Source organism: Xanthomonas sp. NCPPB 1754 (genome assembly GCF_041475725.2).
Classification (GTDB): domain Bacteria; phylum Pseudomonadota; class Gammaproteobacteria; order Xanthomonadales; family Xanthomonadaceae; genus Xanthomonas; species Xanthomonas euvesicatoria.
On record NZ_CM192982.1, the window covers coordinates 2,006,107 to 2,022,417 of the forward strand.

At 64.1% G+C, this 16,311-nt stretch carries 13 protein-coding genes and 3 tRNA genes; 8 read left to right on the plus strand and 8 right to left on the minus strand.

Annotation, left to right across the window (positions count from 1 at the left end):
• The first annotated feature begins 82 nt into the window (after positions 1-82).
• The 6 genes from recA (at position 83) to ACCQ15_RS08970 (ending at position 8,279) form a co-directional block, all read left to right on the plus strand.
• Entirely contained in the window at positions 83-1,117 is a 1,035-nt protein-coding gene (recA, locus tag ACCQ15_RS08945; RefSeq protein WP_008574635.1) for a recombinase RecA, read from the plus strand.
• Between the two features lie 296 nt (positions 1,118-1,413).
• Positions 1,414-1,902 carry a recombination regulator RecX gene (gene recX, locus ACCQ15_RS08950; protein WP_029819218.1) on the plus strand — a complete coding sequence of 163 codons (489 nt, stop codon included), beginning with the start codon at positions 1,414-1,416 and terminating at the stop codon, positions 1,900-1,902.
• 101 nt (positions 1,903-2,003) lie between these two features.
• On the plus strand, positions 2,004-4,652 hold the full coding sequence (gene alaS, locus ACCQ15_RS08955; protein ID WP_031422302.1) for an alanine--tRNA ligase: 2,649 nt from the start codon (positions 2,004-2,006) through the stop codon (positions 4,650-4,652).
• 139 nt (positions 4,653-4,791) lie between these two features.
• A complete protein-coding gene (gene csrA / locus ACCQ15_RS08960; RefSeq protein ID WP_003481884.1) occupies positions 4,792-5,004 on the plus strand; it encodes a carbon storage regulator CsrA in 213 nt (70 codons plus the stop codon).
• An 84-nt stretch (positions 5,005-5,088) separates the two neighbouring features.
• Positions 5,089-5,181: transfer RNA gene (locus ACCQ15_RS08965), tRNA-Ser, on the plus strand.
• A 1,139-nt stretch (positions 5,182-6,320) separates the two neighbouring features.
• A complete protein-coding gene (locus ACCQ15_RS08970) occupies positions 6,321-8,279 on the plus strand; it encodes a methyl-accepting chemotaxis protein (RefSeq protein WP_029819220.1) in 1,959 nt (652 codons plus the stop codon).
• Between the two features lie 410 nt (positions 8,280-8,689).
• Here ACCQ15_RS08970 and ACCQ15_RS08975 read toward each other — a convergent pair whose 3' ends face one another.
• On the minus strand, positions 8,690-9,391 hold the full coding sequence (locus tag ACCQ15_RS08975) for a pirin family protein (protein ID WP_011347116.1): 702 nt from the start codon (positions 9,389-9,391) through the stop codon (positions 8,690-8,692).
• Between the two features lie 131 nt (positions 9,392-9,522).
• Between ACCQ15_RS08975 and ACCQ15_RS08980 the strand changes: the two genes are divergently transcribed.
• Together ACCQ15_RS08980 and ACCQ15_RS08985 are read left to right on the plus strand one after the other, a co-directional pair.
• Entirely contained in the window at positions 9,523-10,467 is a 945-nt protein-coding gene (locus tag ACCQ15_RS08980) for a LysR family transcriptional regulator (RefSeq protein WP_122273025.1), read from the plus strand.
• A 44-nt stretch (positions 10,468-10,511) separates the two neighbouring features.
• On the plus strand, positions 10,512-11,504 hold the full coding sequence (locus ACCQ15_RS08985; RefSeq protein ID WP_014089988.1) for a DedA family protein/thiosulfate sulfurtransferase GlpE: 993 nt from the start codon (positions 10,512-10,514) through the stop codon (positions 11,502-11,504).
• A 167-nt stretch (positions 11,505-11,671) separates the two neighbouring features.
• On the opposite strand, the gene ACCQ15_RS08990 is transcribed toward ACCQ15_RS08985, so the two are convergent.
• The 7 genes from ACCQ15_RS08990 to ACCQ15_RS09020 all read right to left on the minus strand — a co-directional run bounded on the left by ACCQ15_RS08990 (position 11,672) and on the right by ACCQ15_RS09020 (position 16,249).
• A tRNA-Arg gene (locus ACCQ15_RS08990) sits at positions 11,672-11,748 on the minus strand.
• 101 nt (positions 11,749-11,849) lie between these two features.
• Positions 11,850-11,926: transfer RNA gene (locus ACCQ15_RS08995), tRNA-Arg, on the minus strand.
• 40 nt (positions 11,927-11,966) lie between these two features.
• Positions 11,967-12,848 carry an alpha/beta hydrolase family protein gene (locus ACCQ15_RS09000; protein ID WP_014089989.1) on the minus strand — a complete coding sequence of 294 codons (882 nt, stop codon included), beginning with the start codon at positions 12,846-12,848 and terminating at the stop codon, positions 11,967-11,969.
• Positions 12,845-13,654 (minus strand): bifunctional hydroxymethylpyrimidine kinase/phosphomethylpyrimidine kinase, encoded by an 810-nt coding sequence (gene thiD / locus ACCQ15_RS09005; RefSeq protein WP_372381429.1) that lies wholly within the window; start codon positions 13,652-13,654, stop codon positions 12,845-12,847. Before thiD ends, ACCQ15_RS09000 begins: the two co-directional genes overlap by 4 nt.
• 37 nt (positions 13,655-13,691) lie before the next feature.
• Positions 13,692-14,363, minus strand: coding sequence for a YoaK family protein (locus ACCQ15_RS09010; RefSeq protein ID WP_014089991.1), 672 nt, complete (start codon positions 14,361-14,363; stop codon positions 13,692-13,694).
• Positions 14,364-14,369: 6 nt separating this feature from the next.
• Complete coding sequence (locus ACCQ15_RS09015) at positions 14,370-14,852, minus strand: hypothetical protein (RefSeq protein ID WP_014089992.1); 483 nt, start codon at positions 14,850-14,852, stop codon at positions 14,370-14,372.
• Entirely contained in the window at positions 14,852-16,249 is a 1,398-nt protein-coding gene (locus tag ACCQ15_RS09020; protein WP_029819225.1) for a PhoH family protein, read from the minus strand. Before ACCQ15_RS09020 ends, ACCQ15_RS09015 begins: the two co-directional genes overlap by 1 nt.
• Positions 16,250-16,311: the final 62 nt, after the last annotated feature.

A 16,311-nucleotide genomic window follows, 5' to 3' on the forward strand; every position in this document is an offset into this window, starting at 1 on the left:
TGTGTCGCCTGCAGTCTCAGCCTGTGCGATACACCGCCGCTACATTAGCCCCATACCGAAATCACTGACGAGGATCACCCAGATGGACGAGAACAAGAAGCGCGCCCTTTCCGCCGCACTGAGCCAGATCGAAAAGCAATTCGGCAAGGGTTCGGTCATGCGCATGGGCGACCGCGTCATCGAGGCGGTCGAAGTCATCCCGACCGGCTCGCTGATGCTGGATATCGCCCTGGGGATCGGCGGCCTGCCGAAGGGCCGCGTGGTCGAAATCTACGGCCCGGAATCTTCCGGCAAGACCACCTTGACCCTGCAAGCCATTGCCCAGTGCCAGAAGAACGGCGGCACCGCTGCCTTCATCGACGCCGAGCACGCGCTGGACCCGATTTATGCGGCCAAGCTGGGCGTCAACGTCGACGACCTGCTGCTGTCGCAGCCCGATACCGGTGAGCAGGCACTGGAAATTGCCGACATGCTGGTGCGCTCGGGTTCGGTTGATATCGTGGTGGTCGACTCGGTTGCCGCACTGACGCCAAAGGCGGAAATCGAAGGCGAGATGGGCGACCAGTTGCCTGGTTTGCAGGCTCGCCTGATGAGCCAGGCGCTGCGCAAGCTCACCGGCAATATCAAGCGCTCCAATACGCTGGTGGTCTTCATCAATCAGCTGCGCATGAAGATCGGCGTCATGATGCCGGGCCAGAGCCCGGAAGTGACCACCGGCGGCAACGCGCTGAAGTTCTACGCCTCGGTGCGTCTGGATATTCGCCGTATCGGTGCGATCAAGAAGGGCGACGAGATCATCGGCAACCAGACCAAGATCAAGGTGGTCAAGAACAAGCTGGCGCCTCCGTTCAAGCAGGTCGTGACCGAAATCCTGTATGGCGAAGGCATCAGCCGCGAGGGCGAATTGATCGACATGGGCGTGGAAGCCAAGCTGGTCGACAAGGCCGGCGCCTGGTACAGCTACGGCGATGAGCGCATCGGGCAGGGCAAGGACAACGCACGGACCTACCTGCGCGACAACCCGCAGGTTGCGACCCGGCTGGAAGCCGAGTTGCGTGAGAAGTTCCAGCCTGCCGAAGCACCGCGCGAGGCCGGCGACGACGAAGACAAGGAATAAGTTGCAGCCGCACAACATCACCAGTCGCCGGAGTCGGTTTGCCGGGAGTCGGTGACGGTGATGCTATTGGTGAGCGGTGGGCGGAACCTCGCACGGTACGCCACCGCTCCATTGCCGCCCACGTCCGCCCGGCGCTGGGGCAGCAGGTTCGAGCGTGTTGAAGTTTTTCTATCGCGAGGACGGCGGAGTCAGTGCCGTCGCTTCTCGCGGTAGATCTATCGAAGGCCAGGAGGGCAGGCGCCATGGACGGCGCATTGATGTCGTAACTGATCTTGGCCATTTGGGACACCTCAACGATGGACGAGCAAGAGCCCGCACCAAAGCGGGGGCGCCGGTTCAAGGAACAGACGCCGGTCCAGCGCGCACTCGGCCTATTGGTGCGGCGCGAACATTCGCGCAAGGAATTGAACCGCAAGCTGCTGGCCCGCGGGATCGAGCCAGATGCGGCGCAGGCGGCCGTCGATCGGCTCACGGACGAGGGGTGGCAGGACGACACCCGCTTCGCTGCTGCAGTGGTGCGCAATCGCGCCGGTTCTGGTTATGGCCCGCTGCATATTCGTGCCGAGCTCGGGACCCATGGCCTGGATAGCGAGGCCATCAGTGCCGCTTTGGCGACCTTCGAAGGGGATTGGACCGAAAACGCGCGCGACCTGATCCGCCGTCGGTTCGGCGAACAAGGCCCAACCGACCTTCCGCAGCGGCGCAAGGCCGCCGATCTGCTGGCCCGGCGGGGTTTCGACGGCAACAGCATTCGCGCCGCCACGCGCTTCGACCTTGAGGACTGAGGGCGTCAGGCCTGCTACCCTTCGTGGTTTCAGGTTGTTCCGCTCATCTGCGCCCACATGTCATTGGGTGACCGGGACTGCCGCCCGCCCAATGCCAGCACATGAACGCACCTGCCAAATTCAGCACTTCCCAGATTCGTAGTGACTTCCTCGCGTTCTTCGAGGGGAAGGGCCACACCATCGTGCCATCCGCGCCGCTGGTGCCGGGCAACGACCCCACCTTGCTGTTTACCAACTCCGGCATGGTCCAGTTCAAGGACGTCTTCCTTGGCGCGGAGAAGCGCAGCTACGTCCGTGCTGCAGACGTGCAGCGCTGCCTGCGTGCCGGTGGCAAGCACAACGATCTGGACTCGGTGGGCTACACTGCACGCCACCACACCTTCTTCGAAATGCTCGGCAACTGGTCGTTCGGCGACTATTTCAAGAAGGACGCCATCGCCTGGGCATGGGAACTGTTGACCCAGGTCTGGAAGCTGCCGGCCGACCGCCTGCTGGTCACCGTCTATCACACCGACGAAGAAGCCTTCGCGTTGTGGCGCGACATGATCGGCATCCCTGAAAGCCGCATCGTGCGCATTGGCGACAACAAGGGTGCCCCCTACGCGTCGGACAATTTCTGGCAGATGGCCGATACCGGCCCTTGCGGCCCGTGTACCGAAATCTTCTTCGACCACGGCGATCACATCGCCGGTGGTCCACCGGGGTCCCCGGATGAAGACGGCGACCGCTTCATCGAGATCTGGAACCTGGTCTTCATGCAGTTCGATCGCCAGCCCGACGGCACCCTGGTGCCGCTGCCGGCGCCGTGCGTGGACACGGGCATGGGCTTGGAGCGTCTGGCTGCGATCCTGCAGCACGTCCATACCAACTATGAAATCGACCTGTTCCAGGCGTTGATCGGCAAGGCCAGTGCGCTGACCGGCATCACCGATCTGGAGAATAAGTCGCTGCGGGTAATCGCCGATCACATCCGCGCCTGTTCTTTCCTCATCGTCGATGGCGTGTTGCCCTCCAACGAAGGCCGCGGCTATGTGCTGCGCCGGATCATCCGGCGTGCGCTGCGCCATGGTTGGATGTTGGGCGTGCGCCAGCCGTTCTTCAGCAAGATGGTGCCCACGCTGGTGGAGCTGATGGGCGAAGCCTATCCCGAACTGGTGGTGGCGCAGGACACTGTGGCGCGCGCGCTGTTGGCCGAAGAAGAGCGCTTTGCCGAGACGCTGGACGCCGGCATGAAGATCTTCGACGAGGTCGCATCGCGCTCGCAGGACATCATCCCGGGCGCCGACGCGTTTCGGCTGTACGACACTTACGGCTTCCCGGTCGACCTGACTGCCGACATCGCGCGCGAGCGCGGCATGCGCGTGGACATGGAGGGCTTCGAGTTCGCGATGGAGCGCCAGCGCGAGACGGCGCGCGCGGCTGGCAAGTTCGGCGGTGGCGTCGCATTGCCGGCGGACCTGGTCGCCAGCATGTCGCCGACCGTGTTCCTGGGCTACGAAGCGTACGATGCCGATGCCCTCAAGGTCGTGGCACTGCTCAAGCAGGGCCGCCCGGTCGAACGTGCGGAAGCGGGCGATGAGGTGATCGTGTTCACTGACCGCACGCCGTTCTATGCCGAGTCGGGTGGTCAGGTCGGCGACAGCGGCCAGCTGAGCGGCCCCGGCGTGTCGATCGACGTTACCGATACGCAGAAGTTCGCAGGCCAGTTCCACGGGCATGTGGGACGCATCAGCGAAGGCGCGCTCGCGCTTGGCGATGTGCTTGCCGGCGGGATCGACACGCAACGTCGCGGCAAGACCATCCTCAACCACTCGGCCACCCATCTACTTCACGCCGCCCTGCGCGAAGTCCTGGGAACGCATGTGCAACAGAAGGGCTCGCTGGTCGCGCCTGATCGTCTGCGCTTTGACTTCTCGCACTTCCAGCCAATCACTGCCGACGAGCTCGCTGTGATCGAGCGTAAGGTCAACGCCGAAGTGCGCACCAACCATGGCGTGGAAGTGCACAACATGGCCATGCAGGAGGCGCTGGATTTCGGCGCGATGGCGCTGTTCGGCGAGAAGTACGGAGAAAATGTCCGCGTGCTCAAGATGGGCGGCTATTCCACCGAGCTGTGTGGCGGTACCCACGTCACCCGCACCGGCGACATCGGCTTGTTCAAGATCACCTCCGAAGGCGGCGTGTCGTCGGGCGTGCGTCGTATCGAAGCGGTGACCGGGCAGGGCGCGCTGGACTATGTGGCTGACGAGGAACGTCGCCTGCTGGAAGCGGCCAATCTGCTCGGCGGCAACACCACCGAGGTGGTGGACAAGGTGCGCGCACTGACCGAGCGCCAGAAGCGGCTGGAGCGCGAGCTGGAATCGCTCAAGGCCAAGTTGGCGTCGGGTGCGACTGCCGATTTGGGCGCTAGCGCGATCGATGTCGCCGGAGTCAAGGTTGTCGCGGTGCGTCTGGAGGGCTTCGATGCCAAGGCGCTGCGCGATGCGATGGATCGCCTGAAGCAACAGCTCGGTGATTCGGTCATCGTGCTGGCTGGCGCTTCGGGCGGCAAGGTGGCGCTCGTCGCCGGTGTGAACGGCAGCCCAACTGGCAAGGTGAAGGCAGGGGAACTCCTCGGTCACATCGCCAGTCAGATCGGCGGCAAGGGCGGCGGCCGTCCGGATCTCGCCCAGGGTGGTGGCGAGGACGGGCCCGCCCTTGCGACCGCACTCGACGGTGTGCCCCTCTGGGTCAAGCAACACTTGGGCTGAACACTTGTCCTGCTATGCCTTGCTGGCTAGCAGGATGTCCCGCTACCATTTCTGGTCTATTCCCTTTACGTAGGGCGCGTCTCACTCAGGAGGCCGTCGATGCTGGTGGGAAATCCACCGGTTCCAGGAGATTTGCAAAATGTTGATCCTCACTCGCCGGGTAGGCGAAACCTTGATGATCGGCGACTCGGTCACCGTGACCGTTCTCGGCGTCAAGGGCAATCAGGTGCGTATCGGTATCACCGCACCCAAGGATGTGGCTGTGCATCGCGAAGAAATCTATCAGCGCATCCAGCGTGGGGATGAGCCGGTCGCTTCCGGCGCACATCACGGTGACGATTCTTCGAATTGATCGTTGTCAAGGGTTTACGTTAGCCCCTCTTACCCGGTATTCTTCGCGGCCTGCCACGGACATCGCGGCAGGCAGCAAAAAACTGGAGCGATGCCCGAGCGGCTGAAGGGGCTCCCCTGCTAAGGGAGTATAGGGTCAAAAGCTCTATCGAGGGTTCGAATCCCTCTCGCTCCGCCAGTGTTCTAAACGCCCGCAAATCACTGATTTGTGGGCGTTTTTATTTGTGCTGCGGGTTCGTCGAGAAGGCGATGCTGCTTGAGAGCGTCGCCTGCGGCAATGCGTGTCGTCGAATTCTGCGATATCCGTGGGTGCTCGCTGGCGTTGGTTCAACGCTGCAGACGCCCTGGAGCACACTCCTGCCAACAGTCTCCAGGCCATCGGTGAGGACGGCGAAAGGGTCACGCTGTGCGCGCGTCGCCAGCGGCCACAGTGCTTCAGGGAGTATCGCCTCCGAGCTCGGTTGCTAGCCGGAGGCTGGTAACGATTCTTTGCGTCTCTCACCGGCTGCATCTCAAGCATGAGAGTTGCCAGCTAGCGAAGGCCCTGGTCTTGCTCGCATCGCTCGACAGTCGATAGTGACGCCTTAGGCGCCTGCAGCGCGAGCGTGAGATTCCTTGTCGCGTTGCGAAGAGGTCGCGTCCTGCTTGCTCGCTGCCCCTCCGCCGGATTTCGGCGCATCTCTGACATGTCATTCCATCGGCATGGTTGGTGGCATGCGCTTGCGGAGAGGGCGCGACACCCGGCGAAGCAGCACTCTCCAGTGTCGTGTACGCCAACGCGCCGTGCAGCGCATCGAGCGAGGCGCATCGACGTCAGTAATGAGCCTCGTATCGATGGCGTCTTGGGCACTTCGGTTTTTTGCCGCCTTGCGCATGCAGGCGGGTGGTGTACGAAGGCGCTGATTCTGCGCGCGAGAGTACAGCGTTGGATTTGTCGCTGCTGCAACTGGAGCGATGCGCCACTGCACTCCAGCGAACCATCCAGGAATAAGGATCAAAACCAAAACCAACCAAAGCCAGAACCGGGGCCGAAGACCCGGCGTGAAAGGCCTATCGATATTCGGCAGTCGAGGCTGGCAGCGCAGCTATTGAGGTCTTGCACCCCGTTGGATCGCCTGCCCGGGATGCCATAAAGGCAACTCAGGGCCAGTGCCATTGCCGCTTCGCGCCGGAGCGCGTCGCCGCTGCCTTACGCATCTGAACCGCCTTGTAGATGCGGTACGTGGTGGGGGTCAAGTAACCGGCGCATGGGTCGCTAAGGACGTGAACCATATCTCGGATGTTGACGTGATGCGCCTATCGCACCTGCTTGGACGTGTGTTCTCCTTCTGGGGTCGCGGGCTGCAACACAAGGTCGCAGCGGTGGACCGGGTGATGGCGGTGATCGAGTTCGATCTGGACGGTCGCATTCTGGATGCAAACTCGAACTTCCTGGCCCTGATGGGGTATCGGCTGGACGAGGTGGTCGGCCAGCACCACCGCATGTTCGTGACGGCCGCAGATCGCGACAGCGAAAGCTATCGGCACTTCTGGGAAGGGCTGCGGCGCGGCGACTTCAATGCCGGGCGCTTCTGCCGGCTGGACAAGCGCGGGCACGAGGTGTGGATCAATGCCTCCTACAACCCGTTGCTGGATCGATCCGGCAAGGCATATCGCGTGGTGAAGTACGCCACCGACATCACTGCGCAGGTACGCCAGACAGCCGACTTCGAGGGGCGCATCGACGCCATCGACAAGGTGATGGCGGTCATCGAGTTTTCGCTGGACGGCACCGTGCTCGCGGCCAACCAGAATTTCCTGCACGTGATGGGCTACCGGCTCGAGGAGATTCGCGGCAAGCACCATGGCATGTTTGTCGATGCCGGCACGCGCCAGTCGGCTGCGTATCGCGCGTTCTGGGATTCGCTCGGGCGCGGTGCCTTCGATGCGGGCCGCTATCGGCGCATCGGCAAGGACGGCAGGGAGGTGTGGATCCAGGCGTCCTACAACCCGGTGCTCGATGAGCACGGGCGACCGTACAAGGTGGTCAAGTACGCCACCGACGTGACCCGCCAGGTGATCGATTCGGCCGATGCGGACGGGCGTATCCGGGCGATCGACAAGGTCATGGGGGTGATCGAGTTCGACCTGCAAGGGAACGTGCTCGGTGCGAACGAAAACTTCCTGACCATCATGGGGTATCCGGCGGCCGAGGCGATCGGCCAACACCACAGCGTGTTCGTCGATGCGGCCTACTGCGCGTCCGAGGAGTACCGGCAGTTCTGGGCAAAACTGGCGAGCGGCCAGTTCGATGCGGGACGTTATCGCCGACTGCGCAAGGATGGCAGCACGGTATGGATCCAGGCTTCCTACAACCCGATCCTGGACGTCTCCGGGCGACCCTACAAGGTGGTCAAATACGCAACCGACGTCACTGACCAGGTGCGTTCGGCCGAACGGATGCGCGATTTGATGCTGCAGACCATGAGCATTGCGCAGAACGTGCAGCGCGAGGCGCACCATATTTCCGTGAGCAACCAGGAGCTGGTCAGTCGCGTGTCTACGCAGTCTGCTGCGGTGGCACAGACCTCGAGCACGATCGATCAGCTGGCCGCAACGGTGCGGGCCAATTCCGAGAATGCCGGTTCGGCGCGGCGCATGGCCGAAGACTCGGCCACGGTGGCGCGGCGCGGTGCCGAGGTCATTGCCGATGTGGTCAAGACCACCGCCGGCATCCGCTCGGCGACCGACCGCATCGGTCAGATCATCGAGGTGATCGACGGCATCGCGTTTCAGACCAACATCCTGGCCCTGAACGCTGCGGTCGAGGCGGCGCGTGCGGGCGAACAGGGGCGCGGTTTTGCGGTGGTGGCGACCGAAGTGCGTAGCCTTGCGCAGCGCTGCAGCGTGTCGGCCAGGGAGATCCGGTCCCTGATCGACAACGCGACCGATCAGGTCGGCGATGGCTCGCGCCTGGCCGAGCAGGCCGGTGTGGTGATGCAGGACATGGTGACGTCGGTCCTGCGCGTCACTGCGACCGTGGAGCAGATCGCCGCCGCCAGCCATGATCAGGCGCTGGACATTTCCAGCGCCAATACCGCGTTGCAGTCGATCGGCGTGCAGGCGCGCGACCAGGCGCAGATGGTGGGCGACCTGGCGCGTTCGGCGCGCGTGCTGGAAGGCGATGCGGATGCGCTGTTCGCCTTGGTCAATGGCGATGCGGATGGCGGGGCGGATCGCGCGCCAGTGCAGGTCGATGCGCAGGCTGCGCGGCGCGCGACAGCGAAAGTAGCGTGATGATGGTTCACTGCGTTTCGCAAGCGACGTCGTGATGTGCCCTCACATATTGCAACTTCCTTTAGGAGTGGATCTGGGCGCAAGTGCCCGAACCTGCGGTGCTGAGGCAGTCGCTGCCATCAGCGCCGCTGCGACGATCTATCGACCGCAGTAAAGATGCGAGCGGCGATTTGCAACGCATCGATCGCAGCGCGCAACCGGCAGTCGCAAATCGCATGTCCGTCTCGCGGATCTTGGGCATCAAGGCACAGTGCGTAAGCCACGTGCCATCAGCTGCCGCGTCAGGTTTGGTCAGCTCCCAAGAAGCTGCGCACAAGACAAAGCCCGCGTGAGCGGGCTTTGTTTGTTTCGGCACTGGCCAGCGCATCGCACACCAATCCTGCGCAGGTACGCCATCCATCCAGCCTTGCTTACTTGGGCAGGTCGAACACCAGGACCTCGGCATCGCGTGCGTCGGCCAGTACGATTTCCGGCTCGCCGACGATCTGCACCGCGTCGCCAGCCGATAGCGCTTGCCCATTGACGCTCAGGCTGCCGCGGGCCACCTGCACGTAGCCGATGCGGCCTTCGGCCAGCGGCTGCTGCAAACGCGCCTGGCCATCCAGGATCGAGGCATACAGGCGTGCGTCCTGGTGCAGGCGCAGGGAGCCATGGTCACCGCCTGGCGAGGCGATCAAGCGCAACTGGTTACGCTTGCTCTCGGCATCGAAGTGCTTTTCTTCGTAGCTTGGCTCGATGCCGGCACGCTCGGGCATTACCCAGATCTGCAGGAAGTGCACAGGCTCGCTGGCCGAGTGATTGAACTCGCTGTGCGTCACGCCGCTGCCGGCGCTCATCCGCTGCACGTCGCCATAATGCAGGACCGAGCCGGTGCCCATGCTGTCCTTGTGTTCCAGCGCGCCGCCCAGGACATAGGAAATGATCTCCATGTCGCGGTGAGCGTGGGTGCCGAAGCCTTCGCCCGGTTGCACCTTGTCCTCGTTGATCACCCGTAGCGGGCCAATGCCCATATGGCGCGGATCGTGATAGCTGGCAAAGGAGAAGGTATGGCGTGAGGACAGCCAGCCATGTTCGGCGCGGCCACGGGTTTCGCTCTTGCGGACATTCAACATGCTGCTTCTCCTGGAAGGTTTGAAATTGGCGCTGGGCGATCGGTGTCCAGCGGCTTGATGCGTAGTCTCCACCTCTGCGTCCGGCACAAAAAGCGAGTAGATTTGGCCGCTAGCATCGAAAATTTCGAACAATGAAAATCAGCCTGGAAGCACTGCAGATCCTGGATGCCATCGACCGGCGTGGCTCGTTCGCGGCCGCAGCCAAGGTGCTGTTCAAGGTGCCTTCGACGATTTCCTACACGGTGTCCAGACTGGAAGAGGATCTGGGCGTGCAGCTGTTCGAGCGGGTGGGACCCAAGGCCACGCCGACCCAGGCGGGCCGCGAGCTGTTGCGCGAGGGGCGCCACTTGCTGCGTGCCGCGCAAGAGCTGGAGGTGCGGGTGCGGCGCGTGGCCTCCGGCTGGGAGTCGGATTTTGCGATCGGGCTGGATGCGGTGCTGCCTGCGGCCTTGCTGCAGCCGCAGATCCTGGACTTCTACACCGTGGCCGACAGCACGCGGCTGCGCGTGCTGAGCGAGTCGTTGTCGGGCAGTTGGGAGGCGCTGCTGGACAGGCGCGTGGACCTGATCGTGGCGGCGGGCGAGGGGCCCAGTGGCGGCGGCTATGTGGCCGAGCCGATCGGCACGTTGCGGTTCGTGTTTGCCGTGGCATCCACGTCTCCGCTGGCGGATGCCGGCCTGCTGGGCGCGGCGGAGCTGGCCGAACACCGTGCGATTGCCGTGGCGGACTCGGCGCGGCGCCTGCTGCCGCGCACGGTCGGGCTGCTCTCCGGGCGCGATGTGCTCACCGTGCCCGACATGCAGACCAAGCTGCTGCTGCAACTGGCCGGCGCCGGCTACGGCTTTCTGCCCGAACCGTATGCGCGCGGGGCGCTGCAGGAGGGCCGGCTGCGGGAGGTGCAGGTGGAAACCCGCAAGCCCGACGAAACCTTTTATCTGGCATGGCGGCCGGGCGAAGAGGGGGAGGCATTGAGCTGGTGGCGACGCGCCTTGTGTAGCGAAGGCCTGTTCGAGCGCTGGTTGCACGCCTTGGCCGCAACGTATCGTTCCGTCGCTGCCGGGCAGTCGCCGCCGTGAGGGAGGGCGGATAATGGTGGCCCGCCGTCGCGCAGGGTCCTCGCATGCAAGGCTTGATCGAACAGTACGGATTGGCGCTGGTGTTCGCCAACGTGCTGGCGTTGTCGCTGGGGCTGCCGGTGCCAGCGCTGCCGACCCTGGTGCTGGTCGGTGCCAGCTATGCGTTGCAAGGGGGCGGCGATGCCTGGCTGGCCGGGCTTGCGGCGTTGGCGGTGTCTGTCGCGGCAAGTCTCTTGGGCGATCTGGTCTGGTATCTGGCCGGTCGCCGCTTCGGTAACCGCACCTTGCAGTCGCTGTGTCGGCTGTCGCTGTCGCGCGACAGCTGCATGAAGCAGACCGAGCGCTTTTTTTCGCGCTGGGGCGTGCGCGTGCTGGCGGTCGCCAAGTTCGTGCCGGGCTTGTCGATGGTCTCGGTGCCGATGGCCGGAGCAATGCGGGTACGTCCTGCGGCGTTCCTGCGATACGACGCCTTCGGTGCATCGTTGTGGGCGTTGGTCGGCCTGGGCGTGGGTGCTGTGTTCGCGCGTCAGGTGCAGGACGTGCTCGCCTTGCTGTCCGAACTCGGCTCGGGCGCGATCGTGGTCTTGGCGGCCTTGCTGGCCGGCTATGTCGGTTGGCGCTGGTGGCGACGGCAGAGCCTGTTGCGATCGCTGGAGCATGCGCGCATCGCGGTAGAGGAGCTGGTGCCGTTATTGGATGGCGAAGAAAGCCTGCGACCGACCGTGCTGGATATCCGCGCTCCGGGCTATCGCCAGTTGCAGCCATACACGATTCCTGGCGCCGTGTTCGCCGATGAGCGCCAGCTGGCGCAGATCCTTGCCAGCGTGCCGCGCGATCGTAGCGTGGTGATCTACTGCGCGTGTCCGGACGAGGTGTCTGCAGCATGGCTGGCCGCGCGGATGCGCGAGCGCGGGTACCGCGATGTGCGGCCACTGTTGGGCGGTCTGGATGCATGGCGCGATGCCGGGCATCCGGTGACATCGCTGGTGCCGGTGACGGTGGTTGCCGACGCGAACGCGGCTACTGCCACGGCCTGATTGCCCTGGAGGCGGTGCCTGTGGTGAGGTCGGCGAGCGCGTTGCTCAGAGATCGGCATCGCGCGATGGAACAGCACACTCAATGCAACGCAATGCGCGCCATCGTCTGCTTCGGCAAAAACGACGGGCAAAAAAAAGACCAGCAAGCTGGTCGTTTTCTTCAAGATTGGTGCGCCCGGAGAGATTCGAACTCCCGACCGCCTGGTTCGTAGCCAGGTACTCTATCCAACTGAGCTACGGGCGCATATCTTGTTTTGACTTGCAGATCTGACGCAGGGCGATCGGATCTTTTTAACTGAAAATCAGCGCGTGCGTGCTGTCTTCTTATTCTTCTTGTTCTGAGGATGGTGCGCCCGGAGAGATTCGAACTCCCGACCGCCTGGTTCGTAGCCAGGTACTCTATCCAACTGAGCTACGGGCGCCTCGTCAGGAGCGGAATTATGCGGATGACCGACGGGGCCGTCAATCCCTTTGTGAAATTCCAGCGCCGTCGAGGTCGTGGTCAGGCGCGTCACGCAGCGCAGCGACCACGGCCGCAGGCGTTTTCATCCACGCGAAATGATCGCTGCGTGCGCCGAGGTGCCCATCGTCCAATCGCACATGGCGTGGGTGTGCCTGCGGCATCTTGTCCAGTAATGCGCGCAGCGCACCTGCCGGACCCAACGTGTCGCGCGCAAGGGTCACTGCGCGGATCGGCACGCGCAGTTGGCCCAGTGCCCGTTCCAGGTCCCATGGCGCGCCTGCCGCGCGATAGCGATTGCTGCGGCCGACCTGCGCCCAGTCGGCAATCAGGCTGCGTGCTTCGGTACCGCCAAAACCGAGCTTGCGCCCGTGCAGCACGCCCTGCCTGCGCGCCAGCCAAGGCAACAACCGAAACGCCAGGGGCAGGCCGTAACGCATCGGCACGGGAAAATTGCGCCAGTACGGCGAGCCGCTGGCCACCAGCCAGAGCTCGGCGAATTGCACCGGATGCAGCGCGGCGTAGCAGCACGCGAGCTGACCGCCGAGGCTGTGTCCACCGACCATGCGCGGCAGCTGCGGGTCGTGGATATCGAGCAGGGCGTGGCTGGCGGGAAGGTCGTCTGCAAGCAGCGTGCGATAGCCCCAATCGTGCTCACGCGACGGGCGCAGCGTGCTGCTGCCATTGCCGCGCCATTCGTGCAGATACACCGCAACGCCGGTGGACGCGAGCGCCTGTGCGAAGGGTTGGTAATGCCGCGCTGCCACGCCCAATGCCGGCAGCCACAGCAGCGTTGTCGTCGGGTGCGGCGGTGCGCAACGGATGACCTGCCAGCGATGCCCATCTGCAGCGCTGGCGAGCAGGGTGTCGGTCTGCACGCTCATGCGCCGGGCGCGGCGCCGAAGTGGTCGAGCACCAGCACATCGCTGTGGCCGGGGCGTTGGCCAATGCGGATGGCGCGTGCAACGTAATCGATCGCCGCTTCGCAGGCATTGAGCAACGACAGGCCCTGGCACAGCTGTGCGGCAATCGCCGCCGATATGCTGCAGCCGGTGCCGTGCGCATCGACCTGCAGGCGCGGGTGCATGAACACATCCTGGGTCACGCCGTCATCGAAGCGGTCGAGCACGCGTGCGCCTTCGTGCAGATGTCCGCCCTTGAGCAGCACGGCGTTGGCGCCCAGGTCGAGCAAGGCGGCGGTGGCATGTTCGGCGGCGTCGGCGCTGTCGATGCGGCGGCCGGTCAGCAACTCGGCCTCGGGCGTGTTGGGGGTGACCAGGGTGGCCAGCGGCAGCAAGCGCGTGCGCAGCGCATCCAGTGCCGCATCTTCGAGCAGGCGCGCGCCGCTGGTGGATACCATCACCGGGTCGAGCACCACGAACGGTGGGCGATATCGCTCAAGCAGGTCGGCCACGCAATGAATGACGTCGGCATTGGCCAGCATGCCGAGCTTGACCGCCTGGATCTCGAAATCGGCAAAGCAGGCGTCCACCTGCGCCTGCAAAAACGACAACGGTGGAAGATGCACGGCGGTGACGGCGCGGGTGTGTTGCGCGGTCAATGCGGTAATCGCCGACAAGCCGTGCACGCGGTGCGCGGCGAAGGTCTTGAGGTCGGCCTGGATGCCGGCGCCGCCCCCGGAGTCGGAGCCGGCGATGCTCAATGCGGACAGCGTACTGGGCGTAGTCATGTGGCGATTCTGCACTGCTGGCCGGAGGATGTGCGCATCATCCTGTGCGCCAGCGGCGCCACTGCAGGTAGGCGACATAACCGGCGCCGGTCAATCCGGTGAGGCTGGCGGGCAGGTAGAGCGCGTCGTACTGCCAGCGCTGGAACAGCAAGGTTCCGAGGATGCTGCCGCCGAGAAAACCGCTGATGATCAGCGCGCTCAGCGTGAGGCGCCGCACCTGCAGCGGACGCCCGCGCAGCAGGTGCCCCAGGCCGATTCCCAGGTCGGTGAACATGCCGCTCAAATGCGTGGTGCGGACCGCTGCACCGCTGAGGGTGGTCGCCATCGCATTTTGCAGGCCGCAGGCGCCAGCGGCGCACAGGACGCCGCCGACATGATGCAACTTGAACAGTGCAATCGCGCCCAGCAACAGCAGCGCCTCGAGCAGCAACGCGGCGCCGTAGCGCTGTCCAAGCCGTACGACATCGTCCTGGATGATCAGTCCGCTGAGCATGGCGCCTGCGCAGAAGGCGATGAGGATGCCGCAAAGAAAGCCGATGTCCGGGGCGGCGTCTTGCGCCAGGGCAACGCCGAGCAGGCTGGTCGTGCCGGTGAGATGGCTGACCACCTGGTGCTCGGATCCCAGGTAGCCCACCACATTGACCATGCCGGCCACGGTCGACAATGCCACCGCGCCAATCCAGACCCAGCGCGGTAGCAGGATTCCCATCGCGGGTCAGGGGCTACCGTTGATCGCAATCTGCGAGAACGCGCCGGTTTGCGGGTCGTACAGCGCACCCCAGAACATGCTGCCGCCGTCGCAGACCTGGATCGCTTCCCGCGCCGGTTTCACCGGCGGGTCGTTGGGAAGCTTGAACGCGTTGACGTAGATCAACTGTTGGCCCTGGATCACCACACCCACGTATTGGCGGTCGAACTCGCGTGGCTCGGCAATGGTGGGCGTCAACGCATCCTGCCGCGCTTCGAGCTGTTCGATCTGCTGATGGCTCGGCGCCCAATAGCCGCTGATCTGGCCTGGATGCCGTGCCGGGCTGTCGCGCGAGCAGGTCTGCAACACCTGTTCGGCCACGCTCTGCCGGGTGATGATCCAGGACTGGCCGTTCTTGAGATTGGTCGGCACGCTGGCTGGCCCCTGCGTGCTGGCGCAGCCGGCCAGCGCGATCACGGCGAGCGCCAACGCGCCGCGATAGGTGCGCATCACAACACCTCCGAAGCGAAGTCGGCCAGACGCGAGCGCTCGCCGCGACGCAGCGTGATATGCGCGCTATGCGGCCATGCCTTGAAGCGATCCACCGCGTAGGTCAGCCCCGAAGTAGTTTCGGTGAGGTACGGGGTGTCGATCTGTTCGACGTTGCCCAGGCACACGATCTTGGTGCCGGGGCCGGCGCGGGTGATCAGCGTCTTCATCTGCTTGGGCGTGAGGTTTTGCGCCTCGTCCAGGATCAGATAGCGCGACAGGAAGGTGCGACCGCGCATGAAGTTCATCGAGCGGATCTTGATGCGACTGGCGAGCAGGTCGTTGGTGGCCGCACGGCCCCACGAGCCGCCTTCCTGATTGTGCGTGAGCACTTCCAGATTGTCGGTCAGTGCGCCCATCCACGGGGTCATCTTTTCTTCTTCGGTCCCCGGCAGGAAGCCGATGTCTTCGCCCACGCTGACAGTGGCACGGGTCATGATGATTTCCCGGTAGCGCTGCTGGTCCATGGTCTGCGCCAGGCCTGCAGCCAGTGCGAGCAAGGTCTTGCCGGTGCCGGCGGTGCCGAGCAGGGTGACGAAGTCGATCTCCGGGTCCATCAGCGCATTGAGCGCGAAATTCTGCTCGCGGTTGCGTGCCACGATGCCCCAGACCGCATGCTGGCCGCTGCGGAAATCGTCGACCAGGCACAAGGTGGCCTTGCCGCCGCCAACCTTGGCCACGCGCAGCTCCACGTCATCTTCGCCGGGCAGGTACAGGTACTGGTTCGGATACCAGTCTTCGTCCTCGGCCAGCACGATTTCGTAATGGGTGCGGCCGCGTTCGTTCCAGCTGCGCAGATCTTCGTTGTGCTTCTGCCAAAAATCTTCCGGCAGCTCGATGGCGCCGGTGAACAGCAGGCTGAAATCGTCCAACGCACGGTCGTTTTGATAGTCCTCGGCGACCAGGCCGCTGATGTAGGCCTTGATGCGCAGGTTGATGTCCTTGGACACCAGGATGACCGGCACATCCGGATTTTCTTCGCGCAGCGCCAGCACCGAGGCCAGGATCTTGTTGTCCGGCAGCATTTCGCCGAAGGTGCGGCCCGGGTCGATCGGCTTGATCTGGAAAAACAGCCGTCCGATCGCGGCCTGGCCCTTGAGCTGGATGCCCTGCGGATGGCTGAGCAGGATGCCGGCCTGGATCTGCTCGGCGTTGGTGTTTTCCAGCAATTCGTCCAGGAAACGGCTGACCTGGCGTGCATTGCGGCTGACTTCGGAGGTGCCCTTCTTGGCGTTGTCGAGCTCCTCGATCACCTGCATCGGCAGGAACACATCGTGTTCCTCGAACTTGAACAGCGCGGTGGGATCGTGCATCAGCACGTTGGTGTCCAGCACGTAGATGCGCTTGCCTCGGGTCATTGGGTCTTCCAAGTGATGGAGCAGGGGCGAGCCATCACGCCTGCAGCTGCAGGGTGATGGAG

What these genes read in the sequence shown, in the direction of transcription:
- recA (WP_008574635.1), top strand. Translation starts at nt 83, where the DNA reads ATGGACGAGAACAAGAAGCGCGCCCTTTCCGCCGCACTGAGCCAGATC.
- recX (WP_029819218.1), top strand. Translation starts at nt 1,414, where the DNA reads ATGGACGAGCAAGAGCCCGCACCAAAGCGGGGGCGCCGGTTCAAGGAA.
- alaS (WP_031422302.1), top strand. Translation starts at nt 2,004, where the DNA reads ATGAACGCACCTGCCAAATTCAGCACTTCCCAGATTCGTAGTGACTTC.
- csrA (WP_003481884.1), top strand. Translation starts at nt 4,792, where the DNA reads ATGTTGATCCTCACTCGCCGGGTAGGCGAAACCTTGATGATCGGCGAC.
- ACCQ15_RS08975 (WP_011347116.1), bottom strand. Translation starts at nt 9,391, where the DNA reads ATGTTGAATGTCCGCAAGAGCGAAACCCGTGGCCGCGCCGAACATGGC.
- ACCQ15_RS08980 (WP_122273025.1), top strand. Translation starts at nt 9,523, where the DNA reads ATGAAAATCAGCCTGGAAGCACTGCAGATCCTGGATGCCATCGACCGG.
- ACCQ15_RS08985 (WP_014089988.1), top strand. Translation starts at nt 10,512, where the DNA reads ATGCAAGGCTTGATCGAACAGTACGGATTGGCGCTGGTGTTCGCCAAC.
- ACCQ15_RS09000 (WP_014089989.1), bottom strand. Translation starts at nt 12,848, where the DNA reads ATGAGCGTGCAGACCGACACCCTGCTCGCCAGCGCTGCAGATGGGCAT.
- thiD (WP_372381429.1), bottom strand. Translation starts at nt 13,654, where the DNA reads ATGACTACGCCCAGTACGCTGTCCGCATTGAGCATCGCCGGCTCCGAC.
- ACCQ15_RS09010 (WP_014089991.1), bottom strand. Translation starts at nt 14,363, where the DNA reads ATGGGAATCCTGCTACCGCGCTGGGTCTGGATTGGCGCGGTGGCATTG.
- ACCQ15_RS09015 (WP_014089992.1), bottom strand. Translation starts at nt 14,852, where the DNA reads ATGCGCACCTATCGCGGCGCGTTGGCGCTCGCCGTGATCGCGCTGGCC.
- ACCQ15_RS09020 (WP_029819225.1), bottom strand. Translation starts at nt 16,249, where the DNA reads ATGACCCGAGGCAAGCGCATCTACGTGCTGGACACCAACGTGCTGATG.